This window comes from Natrialba taiwanensis DSM 12281 (assembly GCF_000337595.1).
Lineage (GTDB): Archaea > Halobacteriota > Halobacteria > Halobacteriales > Natrialbaceae > Natrialba > Natrialba taiwanensis.
In genome coordinates, this window is the sequence record NZ_AOIL01000068.1 from 38,309 (window position 1) to 56,438 (window position 18,130).

The window sequence follows — 18,130 nt, forward strand, 5'->3', positions numbered from 1 at the left end:
ATGGCAGGTACAGGTGCATTCGGCTACGCTCCGGCAATCGCACTGTTCCCGCTCGTGGCGTTCGTCGTCGCGCTAACCTTCGGCAAGTACATGCCGAAACGGGGCGCGATCGCGGGCATCCTCGCGACGGCAGGCTCGTTCCTGCTCTCGCTGTGGCTGCTCGTCACCGTCGCGGGCGGCGAAGTATATCACGAAACGCTCTACGAGTGGGCCGCCGGCGACGTGCTGACCGAGGCCGGATCCAACGGGATCGAGTTCACCTTCGGACTCCTGATCGATCCGCTGTCGGCGTTGATGCTCGTCATCGTCTCGCTGGTCGCGTTCCTCGTGCACGTCTTCAGCCTCGGGTACATGAACGCCGAGGGCGAGACCGGGCTCCCGCGGTACTACGCCGGGCTCGGGCTCTTTACGTTCAGCATGCTCGCCTTCGTCTACGCGGACAACCTGCTGATGGCGTTCATGTTCTTCGAACTCGTCGGCCTGTGTTCGTACCTGCTGATCGGCTTCTGGTTTCGCACCCGCTCGGCACCCTCGGCCGCGAAGAAGGCGTTCCTGGTCACCCGTTTCGGTGACTACTTCTTCCTGCTGGGCGTCGTCGCCATCGCGTCGACGTTCGGTACGGTCGCGTTCGCCGGCGAGAACTCCTTCGTCGTCGCCGCTGAGACAGCGATCGAAAACGGCCAGACGCTGTTCGGCTTCGATGCGCGGACCTGGGTGACGATCACCGCCTTGCTCGTCCTCGGGGGCGTCATGGGCAAGTCCGCGCAGTTCCCGCTGCACACCTGGCTGCCGGACGCCATGGAAGGTCCGACCACCGTCTCCGCACTCATTCACGCGGCGACGATGGTCGCGGCCGGCGTCTATCTGGTCGCCCGGATGTTCGGCTACTACGCGCTCTCGCCGACCGCGCTGACGGTCATCTCGTTCGTCGGCGGCTTTACCGCGCTGTTTGCCGCGACGATGGGTGTCGTCAAAGACGACATCAAGCAGGTGCTGGCGTACTCGACGATCAGCCAGTACGGCTACATGATGCTCGGACTCGGCGTCGGCGGCTACGTCGCCGGCGTCTTCCACCTCATGAACCACGCCTTCTTCAAGGCGCTGCTGTTCCTGGGTGCCGGCGCGGTCATCGTCATCATGCACCACGAACAGGACATGTGGAAGATGGGCGGTCTGAAGGACAAAGCACCCATCACGTACTACACCTTCCTCGCCGGCGCGCTCGCGCTCGCGGGGATCATCCCGTTCTCGGGCTTCTGGTCCAAGGACGAAGTGCTCTACGACGCCCTGATCGTCGGCCTCGAACAGCCGGTGATCCTCGTCGCCTACGCGATGGCGCTGATCGCGGTCTTTTTCACCGGCTTCTACACCTTCCGGATGGTCTTTCTCACCTTCCACGGTGAGCCCCGCTCGGAGACCGCCGAGGACCCGCACCCGGTCGGCTGGTCGATCAAGGCCCCGCTGATCGTGCTGGGGATCCTTGCGGTCGTCGCCGGCCTCGTCAACCTCGCACCGCTCGCGCAGGTGCTGGGTGTTGACATCACGTTCTTAGAGCACTGGCTCGACGGCGAGTTCGGCTCGGTCGAAGGGCTGACCTACCACGCCTACCACGAGACCGTCGCCTTCGACGAGGGCGCGATCGGGTCCGAGACGGTGACGATGCTGCTCGGTGCCGGCCTCTCGCTCGGACTGGCACTCGCCGGTGCACTCACCGCACACACCCTCTACAACGTTCCCGAACCGGTGCGCCACAAGGAGCGACTCGGCGGCGTTCGTCGGACGCTCGAGGCGAACTACTACCAGGACGAGTATCAGGTCTGGATCGCCGAACGATTCACGTTGCCGGTCGCTCGCATGGCGGACCGGTTCGACCAGTCCGTCATCGACGGCCTCGTCAATAGCGTCTCGACTGCAAGTCTGTTCGGCGGTAGCCGGCTGAAACGAGTCCAGACCGGCCTCGTGACGAACTACGCGGCGCTGTTGGTGGCCGGGTTCATCGGCCTCCTGCTTCTCCTCGGCACGCTCGGGGGGTGGTTCCTATGATGATCGAAGCACTGATCGCGGTCGCACTGCTCGGCGCGCTCGTCACGTTTGTCGCGCCGAACCGTATCGCCGGCAAACTGGCGTTCGCCATCAGCCTGATTCCGACCGCACTCGCGCTGTGGCTGTTCTCGGCGTTCGACGGCAGCGGCAACGCCCTGCTCGACGGTGAACTCGCGTTCTCCTCGAACGTCGAGTGGATTCAGTTCGGCGACTACACGATCTCGTGGTTCGTCGGCCTCGACGGCATCAGCCTGCCGCTCGTGGTCATGACGACGATTCTCGTCACCCTCGCGATCGTGAGTTCGTGGACGCCGATCGACGAGCGCGAGTCCCAGTTCTACGGCCTCCTGCTCTTTATCGAGGCGAACCTGATCGGCGTCTTCGCCGCGCTCGATTTCTTCGTCTGGTTCATCTTCTGGGAGGCCGTCCTCATCCCGATGTACTTGCTGATCGGGATCTGGGGCGGTCCGCGCCGGAAGTACGCGGCGATCAAGTTCTTCGTCTACACGAACGTCGCCTCGCTCGTGATGTTCGGCGCGTTCATCGCGCTCGTCCTCGGCCTCGGTGACGAGGTCACGAGCTTTGCACTGCCCGAAATCGCGGACGCGATGGTTAACGGCGGCGGCGTCCAGACGGCGCTGTTCGGCGTCGATCCGGGCACGCTCACCGCAATCGTGTTCGTCGCGATGTTCCTCGGCTTCGCGGTCAAGGTGCCGGTCGTCCCGTTCCACACGTGGCTGCCGGACGCCCACGTCGAGGCCCCGACGCCGGCTTCCGTCCTGCTTGCCGGCGTGCTGCTGAAGATGGGGACCTACGCACTGTTGCGGTTCAACTTCACCATGTTCCCCGAGCAGGTCGAGGCCTACGCGGTGCCGATCGCCGCGATCGCGGTCATCAGCGTCATCTACGGCGCACTGTTGGCGCTGGCGCAGACGGACCTGAAACGGATCGTCGCCTACTCCTCGGTCTCCTCGATGGGCTACGTCATCCTCGGCCTGATCGCGTACACCGAGTTCGGCGTCAGCGGCGCGACCTTCCAGATGGTCAGTCACGGACTGATCTCCGGGCTGATGTTCATGGCCGTCGGCGTCATCTACAACGTGACCCACACGCGGATGGTCACCGACATGTCCGGACTGGCGGATCGGATGCCAGTCGCGGCCGGCGTTCTCGTCGCCGGCGCGTTCGGCTACATGGGACTGCCGCTGATGAGCGGCTTCTACGGCGAGTTCACGATCTTCTTCGGAGCCTTCGGCTCCGAGTTGCTCGCGTACTCGCAGGTGTTTACGGCGCTTGCGATGTTCGGCATCGTCATCGTCGCCGGCTACCTGCTGTTTGCGCTCCAGCGGACGGTCTTCGGGCCGTACCACCTGGAAACTGACTACGAGATCGGCCGCGCCGCGTTGCACGACATCGCACCGATGTTCGTGTTGCTCGGACTGATTATCTTACTCGGCGTGGCCCCCGAGTTGATCTTCGAGATGATGAAAGACGCAGTTACTCCGATTCTGGAGACCGGAGGTGGACTGTAATGGCGATCTTCGAACTCCCCGGCTGGACGGCACTCGCCCCGGCAGTACTGCTCGCGGCGACGGCGCTGGCCCTGTTCGTCATCGATAGTATCTCGCCGACGACGACGAACCGCGGTCTGCTCGCCGGCACCGCGACGGCGGGCTCGCTCGCCGCACTCGGCGTCGCGGTCTGGTTCGTCCTGGCCGGCGTCGGCACGCCGACTATCGACGGCGGCCGCGGCGTCATCGACGTGCTGGACAACCAGTTCGTCGTCGATCAGCTCGCGCTGTTCTTCATGATCGTCATCACCGTCGTCACGGCGCTCGTGACCGTCGCGAGCTACGATTACATGGAAGACCACGCCTACCAGGCCGAGTACTACTCGCTGGTCTTGCTCGCCGCGACCGGGATGGCCACGATGGCCGCCGCCAATAGTCTGGTAACGATCTTCATCGCGCTCGAACTCTCGAGTCTGCCGTCCTACGCGCTCGTCGCGATCCTCAAGGACAACCGCGGCAGCGTCGAGGGCGGTCTGAAGTACTTCCTGATCGGCGCGCTATCCTCGGCCATCTTCCTCTACGGTATCTCGCTGGTCTACGGTGCGACAGGGCATCTGCAACTCGAAACCATCGCGGATGTCATCGGGAACGGCGACGCGAACGACTACGGCGGACTGCTCGGTCTCGGCATCCTCATGCTGATCGGCGGCTTCGCGTACAAGACCGCGAGCGTCCCGTTCCACTTCTGGGCCCCGGAGGCCTACGAGGGCGCGCCCGCACCGATTTCGGCGTTCCTCTCGTCGGCCTCGAAGGCCGCCGGTTTCGTCATCGCGTTCCGCGTGTTCACTGAGGCGTTCCCCGTCGCCCAGACGGCGAGCGTCATCGGCGTCGACTGGACGGTCGCGTTCATCGTCCTCGCGGTCGTCACGATGACGCTCGGGAACTTCGCCGCCGCAACCCAGGAGAACGTCAAACGCATGCTCGCGTACTCCTCAATCGGCCACGCGGGCTACGCGCTGATCGGTCTCGCCGGCATCTCGGCCGACGGCGGTGCACTCGTCATGGGCGCGGCGATGATGCACCTGCTGGTCTACGGCTTCATGAACACTGGCGCGTTCCTGTTCGTCGCCCTCGCCGAGTACTGGGGCGTCGGCCGTACCTTCGAAGACTACAACGGCCTCGCCCGACAGGCACCCGTCGCCTGCTTCGCTCTCGGCATCTGTCTGTTCAGTCTCGCCGGCATTCCGCCGCTGGGCGGCTTCTGGAGCAAGTACTTCCTGTATACCAGCGCACTCGACGCCGGCTTGCTCGTCGTCGCCGTCGCGCTCGTGGTCAACAGCGCGCTCTCGCTGTACTACTACTCCCGGCTGATCAAGGCCGTCTGGATCGAAGACCCGATCGCCGAACGCGACTCCCTCTCCCAGCCGATCGGACTGTACGCTGCGCTCGTCGTCGCAGCCGTCATGACGGTTGCACTCCTGCCGATGTTCGGCCCCGTCGCCGATACAGCCGTCAACGCAGCAACTGCCGTGCTCACCTAATACCGACCACCGACCACTGACCACTGACCACCTAACTCCTGGCCTCTCTATCCCGTCTCTTCTGCACTCGAAAATCCCTCGTTTGGCGTCGGTTCGAGTTCACGATAGCGCACGTGGGTGCAGTCGTGCGGTCTCGCCCGAACTCGGTACCGGTAGGTTTTACCTCTCTGGGTCGCAAGCCGCGATACATGGTTTTCCGGCTCGTCCTCGGGTGCGGAACCGTCGGCCGCACCGTTGCCGAAGCGTTCTCTACCCGCGGCCAGAGCCATCTTCCGGGCCACACGCACGGTTCCGACGCTATCAATTCATCTCACTCTTCCACTTTCACTTCCACACCAACTGCTACTGCCACCAGTCCGAGCACGGCACCAACTGCTGCGTACACTACTGCCAGACAGTCTGCACTCTCTCTTGCCGCCAGGACTGCAACAGCAACCAGTCCGGCCGACCGCCTCCTCGTCATCACCGCCGACCAGAACGTCGCCGAAACGCTCCGTGATGAGAGCATCCCCGCCCGCCGCGGCGACCCGACCGATCCCGACATCCTCGCGACCATCGACCACCCCGATGTCATCTTCATCGGCGGTGACCGAACCGATACCAACCGCCACGCCCTCGAAACAGCGAGAGATCAGTTCCCCGCCGCTTCGATCACCGCCTACATGGGCGGGAATCCGACACCCGACGACCGAGCCAGGTTTACCGAACTCGCGGATCACACCGTCGATGCCACGAGTTCACTCGTCGAACGGGTGTTGGAGGAGACGACGACATCGGAGGCCGAGGCGGCGCTCGGGCTGCAACGGAAGTTAGTGACGATCGATGGGCCGCTCGCGGTCGTGATGCACGACAATCCCGATCCGGACGCGATTGCGAGCGCGGTTGCGCTTGCTGATATTGCCGAGTCGGTTGGCGTTCCCGCCGATGCCTGTTATTTCGGGGATATCTCTCACCAGGAGAATCGGGCGATGGTGAACCTGCTGGGGCTGTCCCTGCGGAACCTTTCGCCGGGTGAGACGCTGGATACGTACGAAGCAGTTGCGCTGGTGGATCACTCCCGACCGGGGGTCAACGACCAACTTCCCGAGGAGCGCCCGATCGATATCGTCATCGACCACCATCCGCCGCGGGGGCCGATCCCGAGCGAGTTCGTCGAGTTGCGCGAGTCGGTCGGGGCGACCAGTACGATACTGACGGAGTATATCGACCGGTTCAGTGGGACGTTCGACTCGGCGACGGCGACGGCGTTGCTGTACGGCATTCGGATCGACACGAACGACTTTACGCGGGAGGTCTCGCCGGCGGACTTTCGGGCAGCGTCGGTTCTCCGGCCGCACGTCGAGACGTCGATTCTTCGTCGGATCGAACAACCGACGCTCGAAGGCGAGACGCTCGAGACGATTGCGCTGGCGATCAAAAACCGAGTCCAGCGCGGATCGGTCGTCGTGGCGAGTGCCGGCCGGATCGGGAACCGGGACGCGCTTCCCCAGGCGGCGGATCAGTTGCTCGCGATGGACGGTGTCGAAACGACGCTCGTGTTCGGGTTCAGGGGCGAAATGGCGTTTCTCTCGGCCCGGTCCCGGTCCAGCGATGTTGATCTCGGGGAAACGCTCCGGGACGGGTTCGACCAGATCGGGAGTGCCGGCGGTCACGCGGACATGGCCGGTGCCCAACTCGAGGTCGGTATTCTCGGCCAACTCGATGACGAAGCGGAGGTCGAATCGATCGTCAACGTTGCAGAGGAAGTGATCACCGACCGGTTTTTCGAGGCGATGGAGACGCGCCCGGGCGTCCCGGTCAGCACGGACCACCGGGCGAGCGAGTGGCTGTTCGAGGCGGATGCCGACTGGGTGGAGTCGCCGGAGTCGGTTCGCTCGCCCGTCGAAGCAGACGACGACGAGGAGTGACCGTCATCTGCGGACAGTAACAGTACTTTTGCGCACGGACCCGTTACCACCGGTATGGAGATCGTGTCGGACAGGACAAAGCCCCAGGTCGAGGAGTACATGACCCGCGACGTGGCGACCGTCTCGCCCGACGCTACCGTGGGTGACGTTGCAGCGCGGATCGCAGAGAGCGACGAGCACAGCGGCTTTCCCGTCTGTGAACGCCGCCGCGTCGAGGGCTTTATCAGCGCTCGCGATTTGCTGCTGGCCGACGACGACGACCCCATCTTCAAAGTCATGACGACCGACCTGCTCGTCGCCCACCCCGAAATGAAAGTCACCGACGCCGCCCGCGTCATCCTCCGCTCCGGCATCCAGAAACTCCCCGTCGTCGATGATGCGGGCAACCTCGTCGGCATCATCTCGAACGCCGACGTCATCCGCAGTCAGATCGAACGCGCAACCCCGGAAAAGGTCGGGAAGCTCGTCCGAACGCTCGAACAGATCCACAATATCGAGCTCGAACAGGAACGCCGTACCGTCGCGATCGATCAACTCACCCCCACCCAGGGCCGCGTCTACGCCGACGAACTCGAGGGACGCCAGTACGAACTCGAACGTGGCCTGGCCGAACCCCTCGTCGTCATCGACAACGGCGGGACGCTCTTGCTCGCCGACGGCCACCACCGCGTCCTCGCCTCCGACCGACTCGGCATCGACGCCATGGATGCCTACGTCATCGTCATCGACCACGAAATCGAACTCGGAATGGCCAAGACCGCCGCCAACGAGGGACTCGAAGAACTCGACGATATCGAGGTCGTCGACTACGCGCGCCACCCGCTGGTCCAGACGACGAAGCGATTACAATCGGCGGCGAACGACTGATCGCGATCGATCATCTCCGCTCCTCGGAGCCTTCACATCGCGTTGGACGATTATCCGCCGTTTCCGTTGCCGACTCGTGATGCCACCATTACGACTGCGACCAGTGCCATCAGTATACACCCGATCGTCACAGCCCCGTAAACCGAACCCGTTATCGGCGACACGACGACCGTTGCTCCGTTCACGGTTACCGACTCGAGTGCAGCGTGCCGGGGAAGCAGGAAGCCCAGAACGGCCCCGAAGACAGCAGTGACGAGGACAATCGTCCCAACCGTAGCGAGAACGAGTGTGCGTCCGGTGACGGTTCTCCCTGTCGCCGCGACCGGCTCGGTCGTCGTCTCGCTTCGGTCGTCAGTCACGGTCGTCCACCCTCGACATCGGATACAAACTTTTGTTCGTGTCCGGTGTTCGTACGGCTGTGACCGAGAAGGAACTCTTCGCACTCTTGCTGGTTGGGATTGCACTCTTGATGGGAACGGCGGGATTCATGTTGATCATCAATTGAACTCGCGCCGGCGTTCGAGTCGCCACACACCGGGTCTCATAGCGACCCGGAAGAGAGCGTCATTTGGTTGCTGTCTATACCCGGTCGTTCGAGGCCTGCGAGCCGATTCGTTTCGAGAGTGTCTCGGGAGTCTCGGAAGCGGGGGTTTCGAATCGTGACCAAATCCGGTCACCGCCACAACAAAGCGAGCCATTCCTCTCCGATTACGGCGTTTCCCCGCGCGTGTGGTCGTCACTCTCGATTACGCGTGCGGCAATGGCCGTAACGACCGCGAGTGAAACGGCTATCGAGATCAAAATCGCGAACTGAATCGTCGACCGTAGCGGGTCGAACCCCCACGGATTGAACACGGCGAATAAGCCGATGAAGAACACGATAATTACGAACGGAATGAAGTTGACCGCGAGGTCCAATGCGAGTTCAGTGTCGAATGCACGGCGGCTCATGTGTCTGTGGGTGTGTTGGGTGTGGGCTTTGGTCTCGAGTGGCGATTGCGTCCGGTAGTTTCGATGTTTCAACGTTTCGGTAGTTCCGATGATTTTGAGAGTTCCGAGAGTTCGATGGTGACCGATGTGGTTTCAGCGGCATCCGGGTGCGGTCTCTTTCCGGTCTCTCACCCGTGTTGGCCACCTCGTTCGCTTCCGCGTTCGCGTTCGCGGTTCCGGCGCGAGCGAACACGGAGGGCGACTGCGCCGACAGCGGTGATGACACCCGCGGCAGCGATTGCGATTCCACGTCTCGCGAGGCCGGTCAGTTCGTCGGCAGGAGCGACCGAGAGCGTTCCGGTCCCGAGTGCGTACAGGAGCCCGCCGAGAACGACGAAGGCGATACCGAATCCGATTGCGAGTGGCCACGGCCGAGCGACGCGAGCGGACTCCGTGAGGAAGCCGGTGACGCTCGCGGCGAACAGGACGAGGCCGGCGACGGCAACCGGGAGCAGGGCGACAACGATCCCGACCTCCGAGAAGACGAGGCCGAGAGCGACGAGCAGCGGCCAGGGACTCGTGGTCGCCGATCCGGTACCGTGTGCAGAGTGGTCGCCCATAGGGAACGGTATGACGCCCTCGCCGTAGTATCTACCCCTACCAATCACGGAACGGAACACTCTGTATTGCTAACCGGTACGTAATCGGTGCCGGAATCGAGAGAATAACAGTGCGGTTTCGGAGTCACTTCCGCGGTCGAGTCGAACTCGGCGCTGGAACATCACACACCACACACCACACACCACTCACAGCACTCACAGCACCTAGATGTCGCGATCGACGACGAACTCCGTGAACGTGTACAGCCGGTCGGTCGTCTCCGTGTCGAGAGCGAGTTCATCGACGGCGGCACGAGCATCGGCGGCGAGTTCGAGTGCGTGCTCGCGGGCGTACTCGATGCTGCCGGCGTCCTCGATGATCGACAGCGCCTCGGCGAGTTCGTCGTCGGTGTTCGTCTCGGCTTCTAGAATCTCCTGCAGGCGCGTCGCCGTTTCCGGCGGACTCTCCTCGATGGCGTGGATGACCAGCAGCGTCTTCTTGCCCTCACGAACGTCATTGCCGAACTCCTTGCCGAACTCGCCGGCGCGACCCAGAGAGTTTTCAACGTCAAGGATGTCGTCGCCGATCTGGAAGGCGACGGCGGTCAGTTCGGCGTAGGTGGCGGCGGCCTGTTCGACGCGCTCAGGTTGGTCGGTGATGATCGCGGCGAGGCGGGCGACGATGCGGCCGAGACAGCCGGTCTTGCACGCGCACATCTCGAGGTACTCCGCGGGTGTGATCCGAACCTCGCGCTCGTTGTGCCAGCAGATGTCCATGCCCTGCCCGAGGTGGGTGCGGTTGAGTTCGTCCATCAGCATCTCGTAGGCGGCGAGTCGCTGTTCGGCCGGCAGGTTCCCGGGGTCCTCGGTCAGGATCTTCAGCGGCAGGAAGTAGAGCGCGTTGCCGGCGTTCAGCGCGACATCGCGCCCGTAGATGTGGTGCAGCGCGGGTTCGCCGCGGCGTTTCGTCGCGCCGTCCTCGACATCGTCGACGATGATCGTCCCGTTGTGCAGGATTTCCGGAATGCACGCGTAGGGCAAGTACGCCATCGGGTCCTCGCCGAAGCCTTCGACGAAGACGAGAAAGAGGACGGCACGCCAGCGTTTGCCGCCGCGGTCGAGCAAGTCCCAGAGCGGGTCGGACAGCGCCCGCTGGAGACCGTCCGGGTCGTAGGCGTAGGTCGGCTCGCCGAAGAACGATTCGAGGTACTCGGTGTCGATCTCGCGCGGCACGAGATCGGCGATCGCCTCGTCTACGACCGGCCGCCACTCGGCAAGCGTCTCCCGCATACACGCCCCGAGAGCGAGCGAGGTAAAAAAGATTCTCAGTTCGTCCTGAACGTGCGGTGAGACCACACGTGGCGGGACTCCAAAGCCGAATCGCGGTACCGTATCCGACAAACGGTACAGTTACCCGCCCCGCCGAGATACCCGTCACTATGACCGCCTGGATCGGCGACGTGTTCACCAGTGACGCTGGCTGGACCCATCTGGAACGACTGGTCGACATCGGTAATCGAATGGCAGGCAGCGACGGCGAGCGAGCGGCCGCCGAACTGACCCGCGACGCGCTCGCCGACGCCGGCGCGCGAAACGCCCGCCTCGATCCCTTCGACATTCAGGGCTGGACGCGCGGCGAGAGTTCGATCGTCGCTGGCCACGGAGAGGGCGAAGCCGAGACCGAACTCGACTGCATCGCGCTCCCGCGAAGCCCGGCCGACGGCGCGACGGCCGAACTCGTCGACCTTGGGTACGGACTGCCGGAAGACTTCGAGGACGCCGATCTCGAGGGGACGGTTGCAATGGTCCGCAGCGACATTCCGGACTACTACGAGCGCTACATCCACCGCCGGGAGAAGTATTACCACGCCGTCGACCAGGGTGCCGTCGGCTTCATCTACCGCAACCACGTTCCCGGCTGCCTCCCGCCGACCGGCAGCGTCGGGACCGAGGACGATCCGATCGGCGACATCCCCGCCGTCGGCGTCTCGAAGGAGGTCGGGGCGCGCCTGGCCCGCCGGTACGACGGCGAGGAACTCGCGGTCAGCGTCGACGCGGACATTGAGGCGGCCGCGAGCCAGAACGTCCACGCCGAACTCGGCCCCGAAACCGAGGAACGCGTCCTCGTCACGAGCCACGTCGACGCCCACGACATCGCCGAGGGCGCGCTCGACAACGGTGCCGGCACCGCGATGGTCGTCGAACTCGCCCGCGCACTTGCCGCCCGCGAGGACGAACTCGAGACGCGCGTCGAGTTCGTCGCCTACGGTGCCGAGGAGGTCGGCCTGGTCGGCTCCGGCTACCACGCCGAACGAGCCGACCACGACGAAATCAAAGCGATCGTCAACAACGACGGCGTCGTCCGCGACCGGACGCTCTCGCTCACGACCCACGGGTTCCCCGAACTGGCAGACGCCGCGAACGCGGTCGCCGAGCACCACGACCACCCGATCGAGACGGTCCCCGAACTCGGTCCCCACAGCGACCACTGGCCGTTCGTCCAGTGGGGCGTCCCCGGCTACCACGCGAAATCGACCGCCGACGAGGTCGGCCGCGGCTGGGGCCACACCTTCGCCGACACGCTGGAGAAACTCGAGGTTCGAACCCTGCGCGAACAGGCGATCTTGCTCACCGACCTCGTCGTCGAACTCGCAGACGACGAGCGGACCGTCGAACACCGACCGGCCGAGGAAATCGCCGCCGAACTCGAAGCGCAGGGACTCGCCGAAGGCAGCAAACTCACGGGCGACTGGCCGTACGACGACTGATCGAACCCCGCGACCGGCCGCTCGATAGTAACCCGCAGCCACCCGAGGAGAGATGCACCGCAGAGATCTGGGACCCCACGCTTTTGAGCACGCCACGCGAACTGCTCCGCATGGACGCTGGCACGTGGTCTCCCGATGAGTCGCCGGTTATCGGCCTCCTCGAGTTCAGTTCGAACGAGTCGCTTCCAGCGACCGACGCGTTCGAGTCGGCGCTCGCCGCGGCCGACGCGACGATTCATCGGGGTGAACTCGAGGCCGTCCTCGATGCGGAACCGGCTCCGACGCTGCTGGTCGCAGCCGGCGAGTCGGCGCTTTCGGCGCTCGCTCGCGCAACCGCCACCGCCTCGCTCTCCGCTCCAGTGCTTCCGGTCGGGTTGATTCCGGGCGTTCGAGCCGCGTCTCGCCATCGCGCTCCCGACGCCCTCGCCGCGGCACTCGACGGCGATGCGACGGTTCACCGCCGGGACGTGTTGGAAGCCGACGCGTTGCTCGAGGGCGACGCGAGCCACCCCCCCGTTCGGGCGCTGTTCGATCTCACCCTCGTCACCGACGAACCCGCCTCCATCTCCGAGTTCTCGATTCGAAGCCGGGACGAGCCAGTCGACTCGGTTCGGGCGGACGGCATCGTCGTCGCTACCGCGGCCGGCACACACGGCTACGCGAGCGCCGTCGACGCCCCGGAACTCTCTCGGGCGGTCGACGGCGTCGCCGTCGCTCCGATCGGACCGTTCGTGACGAAGACCCGCCAGTGGGTTCTCCCGGATCATGAACTCGCGCTGACGATCGACCGCGACGAACAGCCGGTGACGCTGGTCGCCGACGACCGAGCGATCGGCCGCGTTGCCGTGGCCGAACCGGTTACCGTCTCGGTCACCGAGACACTCCCGGTGCTTGCGGTGCCCGATACTGTACTCGACGGGTGAACTCGGTCCGACCGCAAGCGCCTCGAAAACGAGTGAAAAACAACGAGAAACCGCAACTACGTGTTCGACCCGCCGGAATCGCGCTGGCCCTGCGTTCGTGATCGCTGTCGCAGTTCGGGACGTGGGATCGCCCGCCAGCTGAACTCGCCCCAGTTCAGCCTGCCCACGCCCGATCGCCCGTCGTTTAACTGTTGTACGGCTCTTCGTCCCGGTGGTGGTCCGGATTCGCGTTGTCGACCGCGTCCGCCTCGCGCTCGTCGGATTTGTGCTCGATATCCTGTCGGCGCTGTTCTTCGTCCTCTCGCTCTCTGGCTTCCTTCTCCTCCTCGGTGAGCTCGTCGTCGTCCTCCTCGTCGTCGATTTCTTCGTGGGTTAGTTCGACGTCCCGTCCGTGTTCGTCTTTCCCGGTCCTGTCGGTCTGGCCGGTTTCGCTTGGGTCGTCAACCATGGTGATCCCATCCGGGGCTATCGTCGCTCGCCGAAAAGGCGTTCGGCTTGCGTGAGTCGACCCGCAGCCAGCGCCGCGGCGCTACCAGGGCTCGCCGGAAGCGAGATCGATCTCGCTGTCGCCCTTCTCCGAAGGACAGATGTCCGCGAGGACGCAGTCGTCGCAGTCGGGGTTCCGGGCCGTACAGGTCGCACGACCGTGATCGATACAGAGGTGGGTGAACTGCTGCCAGTAGCCCTCGGGGACGAGTTCCATCAGCTCCTGTTCGATCGGTTCGGGGTACTCTTCCTCGGTCAGCCCGAGCCGGCGAGAGAGGCGCTGGACGTGCGTGTCGACGACGATGCCCTCGACGACATCGTGGCCGTGCTGGAGGACGACGTTCGCCGTCTTGCGCCCCACACCGGAAAGATCGGTGAGTTCGTCCATCGTATCGGGGACCTCGCCGTCGTGTTCCTCGACGATCGTCTGGCAGGCGCTGCGAATGTACTTCGCCTTGTTGTTGTAGTAGGTGATCGAGTTCAGTTCCTCGGCGAGTTCATTCTGGGGCGCGTTGGCGTAGTCTTCGGGCCCGTCGTACGTCTCGAAGAGGTGTTCGGTTTCGGTGTTGACGCGCTCGTCGGTGCACTGTGCCGAGAGGATGACGGCGATCAGCAGTTCGAGGCGGTTCGAGTACCGGAGTGAAATCGTCGAGTCCGGATACGCCTCCTCGAGTCGATCGACGACCTCCGCAGCCTGATTCGTGCGGCTCTCACGCGGCGTTCCCATGCAGCGTTCGTTGCGAGAGCGTCCATTTGAGGTGTTCGGTTCGAGCCCGGCAATCCGGCAGGCGTGCCACGGCGGGTCGGATTGCAGGAGAGTGCGTTACTGTGGCATACCGTGGCTGTCGCGGACGGACGAACGCGTGAGCGGTGGTTCGTTCCGGCCGACTAGTTGCACCGCTTTCAACGAACAGGTGGTATTATTAGCCACGTTGTGTGACTAGTTCAACGAACGAGCGATCGCACATCGCCGGCTCGCTCCTGACGGAGTGACCGAGACGAGCGGGTGACGTATACGCCTCCGTCTTGCCCACGCTGTACCCGTGATACCGATGCCATCACGAAACGATACGACGCCGTCGGCCGATTCATCGGACGAGACTGACGTTCTCGAGACGCTGGTCGCTGCACTCCGCGACGAGCGAAACGAGCCACAGCGACGGGCGCTCCAGCGCGCGCTCGGTCTTCCCGACACTGCACCCGCGGGCGAGACCGCCGGTACACCCGGTACTGCCCCCGGTGTGGCCGACACCGCTGACAGTGCTGTCGGCGCTACCGACGAGACCAGCGCTGACGCAGCGTCCACTGACACCGCACTCGAAGACGTCCAGACCGAACTCGAAGCGGCCACAACCGAAATCGAGCAGCTCCAGGCTGACATCGCGGATCTCAACGCGGCCGATAACGTCCTTCGGCGTCGTCTCGAGGGAACGCTCCAGCCCCAACTCGATTCGGTCACCAACCGGCTCGAAGCACTCGACTCCCAGCTGGAACACCGCCGATCCGAGACGACCAGTAGCCTCGCCGACTTCGAGGCCACCTGTACCGCTCTCGAGGACTCCATTGCCGAACTCGAGGCCGATGTCGACACCTACGGCGACCGCCTCACCGAACTCGAGACCCGTATCGACACCGTCGAACGCACCCTCGAATCCAGAACGGACGAGTTGGCCGCCCAAACCGACGAGGCCGAAGTGCGTCTCAAACGCGAACTCCTCTTACTCCGATCGGCCTTTTCGGGGGAAATCGAACGCGTCGACGACACTCTCGACGCGCTCGAGGCGACAGTCGGGACAGATCACGATACTCTCAACGATTTCGATACTACACTGAGCGAACTCGAAACTCGCCTGGCTGAACTCGAAGCCGAAGCTGACGCCGCCAGCGACTGGCGTCACTCACTTCGGGACGCGATCCAGTCGTCGTCCGATTCGGTAGCGAGCGACGAGCAGTAGCAATTCGCGATTCGACGCCCGCGTGAAGCCACCAATCGAATGCCGTGAACTTTAAGCGGCCATCATCCGCCTATCCGGGTATGAAAGCGACCGCGATGGCCCACCCGATTCAGGGGTTGGTCAAGTACCACGGGATGCGCGATGACATCAAGCGACTCCCGTACCACGACAGCATCAGCGTCTGTACGGCCCCGAGCCACACCCGTACGACCGTCGAGTTCTCGATGGACTACGACGAGGACACCTACGTCGTCGACGGCGAGGAATTAGAGGGCCGCGCCGCAGAGCGCGTCGACGCCGTCGTCGAGAAGGCCCGCGACCTCTCGGACGCCGCGCACACGGTCTACCCCGTTCGTCTGGAGAGCGAGAACAGTTTCCCGACGAACGTCGGGCTCGGCTCCTCCTCCTCCGGCTTTGCCGCCGCCGCGATGGCGTTGGCCGACGCGGCCGAAATCGACGCCGACAGGCCCACGATTTCGACCATCGCTCGCGTCGGCTCGGCCTCGGCCGCGCGCGCCGTCACCGGCGCGTTCTCCCACCTGCACACCGGGCTGAACGACGAAGATTGCCGGTCCGAACGCCTGCCGAGCAATCTCCACGAGAATTTAAAGATCATCGTCGGGCTCGTCCCCTACCACAAGGAAACCGAGGACGCCCACGACGAGGCCGCCGACAGTCACATGTTCCAGGCCCGCAACGCCCACATCCACGGCCAGATCGCCGAGATGCGCGACGCACTTCGCAACGACGACTTCGAGGGCGTCTTCGAACTCGCCGAACACGACTCGCTCTCGCTCGCGGCGACGACGATGACCGGCCCCAAGGGCTGGGTCTACTGGCAACCGGCGACGCTCGCGGTCTTCAACCGCGTTCGCGAACTGCGAGAGGAAGAGGACATCCCCGTCTACTTCTCCACCGATACGGGCGCAACCGTCTACGTCAACACGACCGACGAATACGCCGAGGAGGTCGAAGAGGCAATCTCGGACTGCGGCGTCTCGACGACGGTCTGGGACGTCGGTGGCCCCGCCCGACTCCTGGACGAGGACGACCACCTGTTCTGACGGCTGCGTTTTGGGTTCGCGGCCCCGCGAGTTCACGACTCCACGGATTCGGCCGCCGCCGGCTACGCTCGAAACGCCCGCACCGACTCGTTCGTCCCGACGTACAGCGTCTCGCCCGCGATCGCGAGTTCGGGTGAACTCGCCACGTCGCGCCGCCAGAGTTCGTCGCCGGTCGCGGCGTCGAACGCGACCAGCGGAACTCGGTCGTTGGCGAACGGGCCGACGTAGACGGTCCCGTCGGCGCTGACCGGCGGCCGCAGACTCGCCTCGGGCTCGTAACGCCAGTGTTCCTCGCCGTCGACTGAGAACGCGGCGAGTCGTCCCGCCGATCCGATGGTTCCCCCTCGAACGTCGGACGTACTCACGTACACCCGCTGTCCGTCGACTGACGGCGATCGAGTCGTTCGCTCCGTGGTGAGTGCCGTTCGTCTCGTTCCGTCAGTCACATCGTAGACCGAGAGCCGACCCCTATCCTCGCCGTCGCCGTCGTAATTATGGCGCTCCGATCGAACTACCAGCCCGTTCGCTACCGCTGCCGATCCGTAGGCTTCGTAGGGCGATCCGTCGTCGGCCGTCCAGCGCCGGCTGAACTCGGCGTCGACGATATCGTACGCCGTCAGCGAGTAGCGCCCGGCGTAGACCGACCCACCCGCAGTTATCGGGCTCGCTGCGTCCCGATCCGCCGTGGCGATGATGTCGCCGGTGTCGGCGTGGAGTCGGGCGACGGTATCTCGACCCGTGACGTAGACCCACCCGTCGCGTTCGAGGGGCGTGTAATAGTAATTGTCGTCGTCGAATTCAGTTTCCCAGATCGATTCTCCGCCCGGGGTGAGCGCGCGGAGTTGATCCTCCCTGAACTCGTACAGTCGGCCGGCAACGAACGCGAGAAATGCCCTGCTCGCGCGCGAGCGAGTCCACTCCGTTTGCCCGGTCGCCGCGTCCAGCGCCACGAGTTCACCGTCGGTTCTGACGTACACGGTGTCGTCGGCGACGATCAGCGTCCGAAGCGAGTTCTGTTCCTGCCCGTTCTCGTGGTCGTACGTCCACGCGGTTTCGGGATCGTCCCGAGGCGGTGTCGCGTACGGGTTGTGGCTCGTCTGGGCGAAGTTATAGCCGTCAATCGGCCACTGACCCGGATCGGGATGCCAGTCGGGTGAGAGTCGTCGGTCGGGTTCTCCGAGCCGCCGTTCTCGGAATTCGGTTCGGACCGTCGAGCAGCCGGCGAGCGCACTGAGCGAGAGGGACGCAGTCGCGATGAACTCGCGTCGACGCCGGGCCGGCGGTGTTGCGTTGGAGGGCACTACTGGTTAGTGTGAAGTACATTCAGTTATACTTTTCATACGCAAAAGGGGTGGTGTGTCTCGGTTCGATCGTCCGATTTCGTGGTCGATGTGGGCCGCTGCGCGTCGTTGCGGGTGTGGCTGTGTCGCGTTACCACCGCGGGCGCGTGTATCGCATCGCTCGGAGTGCCATGCTAATCACGAGCAGCGCGATGAACGCGACGGCGAGCCACTGGCCAGTGTGGGTCGTCAACGC

Annotated in this window: 16 protein-coding genes; 9 read left to right on the forward strand and 7 right to left on the reverse strand. The window is 64.3% G+C overall.

The features are described 5' to 3' along the window. The 5 genes from nuoL to C484_RS20240 all read left to right on the forward strand — a co-directional run bounded on the left by nuoL (position 1) and on the right by C484_RS20240 (position 7,869). The gene (gene nuoL / locus C484_RS20220) at positions 1-2,043 is read left to right on the forward strand and encodes an NADH-quinone oxidoreductase subunit L (RefSeq protein WP_006827729.1); all 2,043 of its coding nucleotides are present in this window, start codon (positions 1-3) and stop codon (positions 2,041-2,043) included. Beyond that, positions 2,040-3,575: a complex I subunit 4 family protein gene (locus C484_RS20225; protein ID WP_006827730.1), complete on the forward strand. Its 1,536-nt coding sequence runs from the start codon at positions 2,040-2,042 to the stop codon at positions 3,573-3,575. Before nuoL ends, C484_RS20225 begins: the two co-directional genes overlap by 4 nt. Further along, positions 3,575-5,095 carry an NADH-quinone oxidoreductase subunit N gene (locus C484_RS20230; protein WP_006827731.1) on the forward strand — a complete coding sequence of 507 codons (1,521 nt, stop codon included), beginning with the start codon at positions 3,575-3,577 and terminating at the stop codon, positions 5,093-5,095. Before C484_RS20225 ends, C484_RS20230 begins: the two co-directional genes overlap by 1 nt. Before the next feature lie 188 nt (positions 5,096-5,283). Next, the gene (locus C484_RS20235) at positions 5,284-7,002 is read left to right on the forward strand and encodes a DHH family phosphoesterase (RefSeq protein ID WP_006827732.1); all 1,719 of its coding nucleotides are present in this window, start codon (positions 5,284-5,286) and stop codon (positions 7,000-7,002) included. Positions 7,003-7,056: 54 nt separating this feature from the next. Beyond that, a complete protein-coding gene (locus C484_RS20240; RefSeq protein WP_006827733.1) occupies positions 7,057-7,869 on the forward strand; it encodes a CBS domain-containing protein in 813 nt (270 codons plus the stop codon). A 50-nt stretch (positions 7,870-7,919) separates the two neighbouring features. Here the strand turns inward: C484_RS20240 and C484_RS20245 are convergent, their stop codons facing one another. The 4 genes from C484_RS20245 to C484_RS20260 form a co-directional block, all read right to left on the reverse strand. Next, complete coding sequence (locus tag C484_RS20245; RefSeq protein WP_006827734.1) at positions 7,920-8,228, reverse strand: hypothetical protein; 309 nt, start codon at positions 8,226-8,228, stop codon at positions 7,920-7,922. Between the two features lie 349 nt (positions 8,229-8,577). After that, a complete protein-coding gene (locus tag C484_RS20250; protein ID WP_006827735.1) occupies positions 8,578-8,820 on the reverse strand; it encodes a DUF6684 family protein in 243 nt (80 codons plus the stop codon). Positions 8,821-8,987: 167 nt separating this feature from the next. Next, on the reverse strand, positions 8,988-9,419 hold the full coding sequence (locus C484_RS20255) for a DUF7541 family protein (protein ID WP_006827736.1): 432 nt from the start codon (positions 9,417-9,419) through the stop codon (positions 8,988-8,990). A gap of 204 nt (positions 9,420-9,623) precedes the next feature. Continuing rightward, complete coding sequence (locus C484_RS20260) at positions 9,624-10,688, reverse strand: polyprenyl synthetase family protein (RefSeq protein WP_006827737.1); 1,065 nt, start codon at positions 10,686-10,688, stop codon at positions 9,624-9,626. Between the two features lie 149 nt (positions 10,689-10,837). Here C484_RS20260 and C484_RS20265 point away from each other — a divergent pair, with 149 nt between their 5' ends. Then, on the forward strand, positions 10,838-12,166 hold the full coding sequence (locus tag C484_RS20265; protein ID WP_006827738.1) for a M28 family peptidase: 1,329 nt from the start codon (positions 10,838-10,840) through the stop codon (positions 12,164-12,166). A gap of 110 nt (positions 12,167-12,276) precedes the next feature. Further along, positions 12,277-13,089, forward strand: a complete 813-nt coding sequence (locus tag C484_RS20270) for an NAD(+)/NADH kinase (protein ID WP_006827739.1) — start codon at positions 12,277-12,279, stop codon at positions 13,087-13,089. A 184-nt stretch (positions 13,090-13,273) separates the two neighbouring features. Here the strand turns inward: C484_RS20270 and C484_RS20275 are convergent, their stop codons facing one another. Both C484_RS20275 and nth read right to left on the reverse strand, forming a co-directional pair. Continuing rightward, positions 13,274-13,537, reverse strand: coding sequence for a hypothetical protein (locus tag C484_RS20275; protein ID WP_006827740.1), 264 nt, complete (start codon positions 13,535-13,537; stop codon positions 13,274-13,276). Between the two features lie 81 nt (positions 13,538-13,618). Further along, positions 13,619-14,302, reverse strand: a complete 684-nt coding sequence (nth, locus tag C484_RS20280; RefSeq protein WP_006827741.1) for an endonuclease III — start codon at positions 14,300-14,302, stop codon at positions 13,619-13,621. A gap of 325 nt (positions 14,303-14,627) precedes the next feature. On the opposite strand from nth, the gene C484_RS20285 reads away from it, so the two are divergent. Further along, entirely contained in the window at positions 14,628-15,530 is a 903-nt protein-coding gene (locus C484_RS20285; RefSeq protein ID WP_006827742.1) for a coiled-coil domain-containing protein 154, read from the forward strand. 80 nt (positions 15,531-15,610) lie between these two features. Then, complete coding sequence (mvaD, locus tag C484_RS20290; protein WP_006827743.1) at positions 15,611-16,594, forward strand: phosphomevalonate decarboxylase MvaD; 984 nt, start codon at positions 15,611-15,613, stop codon at positions 16,592-16,594. Between the two features lie 62 nt (positions 16,595-16,656). Here the strand turns inward: mvaD and C484_RS20295 are convergent, their stop codons facing one another. After that, positions 16,657-17,895 carry a PQQ-binding-like beta-propeller repeat protein gene (locus C484_RS20295; RefSeq protein WP_006827744.1) on the reverse strand — a complete coding sequence of 413 codons (1,239 nt, stop codon included), beginning with the start codon at positions 17,893-17,895 and terminating at the stop codon, positions 16,657-16,659. Positions 17,896-18,130: the final 235 nt, after the last annotated feature.